5 protein-coding genes are annotated in these 6077 nt (G+C 61.3%); all 5 read left to right on the top strand.

From position 1 onward, the window contains the following. Positions 1-116 precede the first annotated feature (116 nt). Positions 117-1202: a 3-phosphoserine/phosphohydroxythreonine transaminase gene (gene serC, locus ACRESD_RS15125; RefSeq protein ID WP_431751655.1), complete on the top strand. Its 1086-nt coding sequence runs from the start codon at positions 117-119 to the stop codon at positions 1200-1202. After that, complete coding sequence (gene pheA, locus ACRESD_RS15120) at positions 1202-2296, top strand: prephenate dehydratase (RefSeq protein ID WP_003172650.1); 1095 nt, start codon at positions 1202-1204, stop codon at positions 2294-2296. Before serC ends, pheA begins: the two co-directional genes overlap by 1 nt. Before the next feature lie 9 nt (positions 2297-2305). Then, the gene (hisC, locus tag ACRESD_RS15115; protein WP_431751654.1) at positions 2306-3418 is read left to right on the top strand and encodes a histidinol-phosphate transaminase; all 1113 of its coding nucleotides are present in this window, start codon (positions 2306-2308) and stop codon (positions 3416-3418) included. Positions 3419-3446: 28 nt separating this feature from the next. Beyond that, entirely contained in the window at positions 3447-5657 is a 2211-nt protein-coding gene (locus ACRESD_RS15110) for a bifunctional prephenate dehydrogenase/3-phosphoshikimate 1-carboxyvinyltransferase (RefSeq protein WP_431751656.1), read from the top strand. Further along, on the top strand, positions 5654-6077 hold a 424-nt coding region (cmk, locus tag ACRESD_RS15105; RefSeq protein WP_431751653.1), incomplete at its 3' end, for a (d)CMP kinase. The genes ACRESD_RS15110 and cmk, both read left to right, overlap by 4 nt.

Here is a 6077-nt window from a genome sequence, read left to right as displayed (position 1 = left end):
ATTCACTACAGATGTCGGCTGTTAGATCGCTTTCGCGAGCAAGCCCGCTCCCACATTGGATCGGGTGTTGCCTGATATGTTTGCGTGACTACCACCAGATCAGAGTGAGATTGGATGTGAGCAAGAGAGCCTATAACTTCTGTGCCGGTCCCGCGGCGCTTCCTGAAGCAGTCCTGCAGCGCGCGCAGGGTGAACTCCTCGACTGGCATGGAAAAGGCCTCTCCGTGATGGAAATGAGCCATCGCAGCGATGAGTTCGTGTCCATCGCCACCAAGGCCGAGCAGGATCTGCGCGACTTGCTGGACATTCCATCCAACTACAAAGTGTTGTTCCTGCAGGGTGGCGCGAGCCAGCAGTTTGCCCAGATTCCACTGAACCTGCTGCCGGAAGACGGCGCCGCCGACTATATCGACACCGGTATCTGGGGCCAGAAGGCCATTGAAGAGGCTTCCCGCTACGGTCGCGTCAACGTGGCAGGCACTGCCAAACCTTACGATTACTTCGCCATTCCGGGTCAGAACGAGTGGAAGCTGTCGAAGGATGCGGCCTACGTGCACTACGTCGCGAACGAAACCATCGGTGGCCTGGAATTCGACTGGGTGCCGGAAGTCGGTGACGTGCCGCTGGTGTGCGATATGTCCTCGGACATCCTTTCGCGCCCGATCGATGTGTCCAAGTACGGCATGATCTACGCAGGTGCGCAGAAGAACATCGGCCCGAGCGGCATCCTGGTCAACATTGTCCGTGAAGACTTGCTGGGTCGCGCCCGTTCGTTGTGCCCGACCATGCTCAACTACAAGGTCGCGGCAGACAATGGCTCGATGTACAACACCCCGCCGGCTTTCGCCTGGTATCTCTCCGGCCTGGTGTTCGAATGGCTGAAAGAGCAGGGCGGTGTCGCCGCCATGGGCAAGCTCAACGAAGTGAAGAAGCGCACCCTGTACGACTTCATCGACGCCAGTGGCCTGTACAGCAACCCGATCAACCTGACCGACCGCTCGTGGATGAACGTGCCGTTCCGCCTGGCTGATGACCGTCTGGACAAGCCATTCCTGGCTGGTGCCGACGAGCGTGGCCTGCTGAACCTCAAGGGCCACCGCTCGGTGGGTGGCATGCGCGCCTCTATCTACAACGCCGTCGACATCCATGCGATCAACGCGCTGGTTGCCTACATGGCAGAGTTCGAAAAGGAACACGGCTAATGTCTGAGCAAGAACTCAAGGCCCTGCGCGTACGCATTGATAGCCTGGACGAGAAAGTCCTGGAACTGATCAGTGAGCGTGCGCGGTGTGCCCAGGAAGTAGCACGGGTGAAGATGGCGTCCCTGGCGGAAGGCGAAGTGCCGGTGTTCTACCGGCCCGAGCGTGAAGCTCAGGTGCTCAAGCGCGTGATGGAGCGCAACAAAGGTCCGCTGGGCAACGAAGAGATGGCGCGGTTGTTCCGCGAAATCATGTCGTCGTGCCTGGCCCTGGAGCAGCCGCTGAAAGTGGCGTACCTCGGTCCTGAAGGCACCTTCACCCAGGCGGCGGCGATGAAGCACTTCGGCCACGCGGTGATCAGCAAGCCGATGGCGGCGATCGATGAAGTGTTCCGTGAAGTGGCGGCCGGTGCGGTGAACTTTGGCGTGGTGCCGGTGGAGAACTCCACCGAAGGCGCTGTGAACCACACGCTGGACAGCTTCCTTGAGCACGACATGGTGATCTGTGGTGAAGTCGAGCTGCGTATCCACCATCACCTGCTGGTGGGCGAGAACACCAAGACCGACAGCATCAGTCGTATCTACTCCCACGCCCAGTCCCTGGCCCAGTGCCGCAAGTGGCTGGACGCGCATTACCCGAATGTCGAGCGCGTGGCGGTCTCTAGCAACGCCGAAGCCGCCAAGCGGGTCAAGGGTGAGTGGAACTCGGCGGCCATCGCCGGTGATATGGCTGCGGGCCTGTATGGCTTGACGCGCCTGGCCGAGAAAATCGAGGACCGCCCGGACAACTCCACGCGCTTCCTCATGATCGGCAGCCAGGAAGTGCCACCGACCGGCGACGACAAGACCTCGATCATCGTCTCCATGAGCAACAAGCCCGGCGCGCTGCATGAACTGCTGGTGCCGTTCCACGACAACGGGATTGACCTGACGCGCATCGAGACTCGTCCTTCGCGCAGCGGTAAATGGACTTATGTGTTCTTTATCGACTTCATCGGCCACCACCGCGACCCGCTGGTCAAGGGTGTGCTGGAGAAAATCAGTCAGGAAGCCGTAGCACTCAAGGTGCTGGGCTCTTACCCGAAAGCGGTTTTGTGAGGCTTTAACATGAGTGGCAACTTCCTCGCCCTGGCGCAGCCGGGCGTGCAACAACTGTCGCCTTACGTTCCGGGCAAGCCTGTGGACGAGCTGGCGCGTGAGTTGAATCTGGACCCTTCCCGCATCGTCAAGCTGGCGAGTAACGAGAACCCGCTGGGCCCTAGTCCGAAAGTGCTGGCGGCGCTTCGCGAAGAGCTGGCTGAGCTGACGCGTTATCCCGATGGCAACGGCTTTGCCCTCAAATCCCTGTTGGCGGAAAAGTGCCGGGTCGAACTGAACCAGGTCACTCTGGGCAACGGCTCCAATGACATTCTTGAGCTGGTTGGCCGTGCCTATCTGGCGCCAGGCTTGAATGCGGTGTTCAGTGAGCACGCATTCGCGGTCTATCCGATCGTGACCCAGGCTGTGGGTGCCGATGCGAAAGTGATTCCAGCCAAAGACTGGGGTCATGATTTGCCGGCGATGCTGGCGGCCATCGACGCGCAAACCCGCGTGGTGTTTATCGCCAACCCGAACAACCCGACCGGCACCTGGTTCGACGCTCAGGCGCTGGACGATTTCCTGCAGGATGTGCCTGAGCACGTATTGGTGGTGCTGGACGAGGCCTATATCGAGTACGCCGAAGGCGGTGACCTGCCGGACGGCCTGGACTTCCTGGCGGCTTACCCGAACCTGTTGGTGTCACGCACGTTCTCCAAGGCATATGGCCTGGCGTCGCTGCGGGTGGGTTATGGTCTGTCCACGGCGGTTGTCGCGGATGTGCTGAACCGTGTGCGTCAGCCGTTCAATGTCAACAGCCTGGCCCTGGCGGCGGCCTGTGCGGCGGTGAAGGATGCCGAGTACCTGGAAGAAGGTCGTCGCATCAACGACCGCGGCATGCTGCAGTTGCAGGAAGGTTTTCGTGAGTTGGACCTGGGGTGGATTCCATCCAAGGGCAACTTCATTTGCGTCGATCTCGGACAAGTGGCTGCGCCAGTGTTTCAGGGCTTGCTGCGCGAAGGTGTGATTGTGCGTCCGGTGGCCAACTACGGCATGCCGAACCACCTGCGTATCACCATCGGTTTGCCGGCTGAGAACAGCCGCTTCCTGGAGGCATTGGCCAAGGTTCTGGCCCGTGGTTGATGTCACTGCATTGCAACCTGCTGTGCCTATGATCGGTCGCCTGGTGGTGGTCGGCCTGGGGTTGATCGGCGGCTCCTTCGCCAAAGGCCTGCGTGAAAGCGGGTTGTGCGGTGAGGTGGTCGGTGTGGACCTGGACCCGCAATCGCGCAAGCTGGCGGTTGAGCTGGGTGTGGTGGATCGCTGTGAGGCGGACTTGGCGCTCGCGTGCCAGGGCGCGGATGTGATCCAGCTTGCCGTGCCGATCCTGGCGATGGAGAAGCTGCTGGCTCTGCTCGCCGGAATGGACCTGGGGCAAGCGATCCTGACGGATGTCGGCAGTGCCAAGGGCAATGTGGTGCGCGCGGCGCAACTGGCGTTTGGTGGCATGCCGGCGCGGTTTGTTCCGGGTCATCCGATTGCCGGTTCCGAGCAGAGCGGGGTGGAGGCGTCCAACGCGCAGTTGTTCCGCCGCCATAAGGTGATTCTGACGCCGCTTGAACAAACCGATCCGGCGGCCCTGGCTGTGGTCGATCGGCTTTGGCGCGAGCTGGGGGCGGATGTCGAGCATATGCAGGTCGAGCGCCACGATGAAGTGTTGGCGGCAACCAGTCATTTGCCCCACCTGCTGGCCTTTGGTCTGGTGGACTCCTTGGCCAAGCGTAACGAGAACCTCGATATTTTTCGCTACGCCGCGGGTGGTTTCCGTGATTTTACGCGTATAGCCGGCAGCGATCCGGTGATGTGGCACGACATCTTCCTGGCCAATCGCGAAGCTGTATTGCGCACCTTGGACACTTTCCGCAGTGATCTCGACGCCTTGCGCGACGCGGTCGATGCCGGGGATGGTCATCAATTATTGGGTGTATTCACCCGTGCGCGGGTGGCGCGTGAGCATTTCAGCAAGATCCTGGCTCGCCGGGCGTATATGGAAACCGCTGTGAACGCTGATGAATTGACCTTCCTCGCCAACCCGGGCGGCCGCTTGAGCGGAAGTATCAGGGTGCCGGGTGACAAGTCGATCTCCCATCGGTCGATCATGCTGGGTTCATTGGCGGAGGGTGTGACCGAGGTCGAAGGTTTCCTGGAGGGCGAAGATGCCCTGGCGACCTTGCAAGCATTTCGCGACATGGGCGTGGTGATTGAAGGGCCGCACCATGGGCGGGTGACCATTCACGGTGTGGGCTTGCGGGGCTTGAAGCCGGCGCCGGGGCCGATTTATCTGGGTAACTCCGGTACGTCCATGCGGCTGCTGTCTGGGTTGCTGGCGGCTCAGAGCTTCGACAGTGTGTTGACTGGCGATGCGTCGTTATCCAAGCGCCCGATGAGTCGCGTGGCCAAGCCGCTACGGGAAATGGGCGCGGTGATCGAGACCGGGCCCGACGGGCGTCCGCCGCTGACCATTCGGGGTGGCCAGGTGCTGAAGGGCCTGACTTACGCGCTGCCAATGGCCAGTGCGCAGGTTAAATCCTGCCTGCTGTTGGCGGGGCTGTACGCTGAGGGTAAGACTTCCGTCACTGAGCCAGCGCCGACCCGCGACCATACCGAGCGCATGTTGCGTGGCTTTGGTTATCCGGTAGCGGTGGAAGGGGCGACGGCGTCAGTAGCGTCTGGCCATGCGCTGACCGCTACCCATATTGAAGTGCCCGGGGATATTTCCTCCTCGGCGTTTTTCCTGGTGGCCGCTTCGATTGCTGAGGGCTCCGAGCTGTTGCTGGAGCATGTCGGCGTCAATCCGACGCGTACCGGGGTGATCGATATCCTGCGGCTGATGGGGGCGGATATCACGTTGGAAAACCCGCGCGAAGTCGGCGGCGAACCCGTGGCTGACCTGCGCGTGCGTGCCGCAGCGTTGAAGGGGATTGAAATCCCTGAAGCACTGGTGCCGCTGGCGATCGACGAATTCCCGGTGCTGTTTGTTGCGGCGGCCTGCGCCGAAGGGCGCACCGTGCTGCGAGGTGCTGAAGAGTTGCGCCTCAAGGAGTCTGATCGCATCCAGGTGATGGCCGACGGTCTGCTGGCGCTGGGGGTTAAGTGTGAACCGACCCCTGATGGGATTATCATTGACGGTGGTCTGATGGGCGGTGGTGAGGTCCATGCCCATGGCGATCACCGGATTGCCATGGCGTTCAGCGTAGCCTCCCTGCGGGCGGCGGCGCCGATTCGTATCCGTGACTGCGCCAATGTTGCTACGTCTTTTCCGAACTTTCTTACACTGTGTGCCCAAGTCGGCATCCGTGTTGCCCAAGAGGCTCAATTGTGAATATCAAAGCACCGGTGATTACCATCGACGGGCCAAGTGGCTCGGGCAAAGGCACGATCGCCGGCATCCTGGCCAAGCGCCTGGGTTGGTGCCTGCTGGATTCCGGCGCGTTGTATCGCCTGCTGGCGTTTGCCGCGCGCAACCATGGCGTCGACCTGACCAACGAAGAATCCCTGAAGCTGTTGGCGGCGCACCTTGATGTGCAGTTCGTCGGGGCGACGGAAGGTCACCCCCAGCGCATCATCCTGGAAGGGGATGACGTGACTGATGATCTTCGTAACGAACAAGTCGGCTCCTGGGCCTCCCAGGTGGCCGCGTTACCGGCCGTGCGTGATGCATTGCTGCAGCGTCAGCGGGCGTTTCAAGAGCCGCCGGGCCTGGTGGCCGATGGCCGGGACATGGGAACGGTCGTATTTCCTG

This window comes from Pseudomonas sp., assembly GCF_050739995.1.
Lineage (GTDB): Bacteria > Pseudomonadota > Gammaproteobacteria > Pseudomonadales > Pseudomonadaceae > Aquipseudomonas.
Note: the sequence above shows the minus strand (reverse complement) of the source record. Positions and strands in the feature narration are given on the sequence as shown.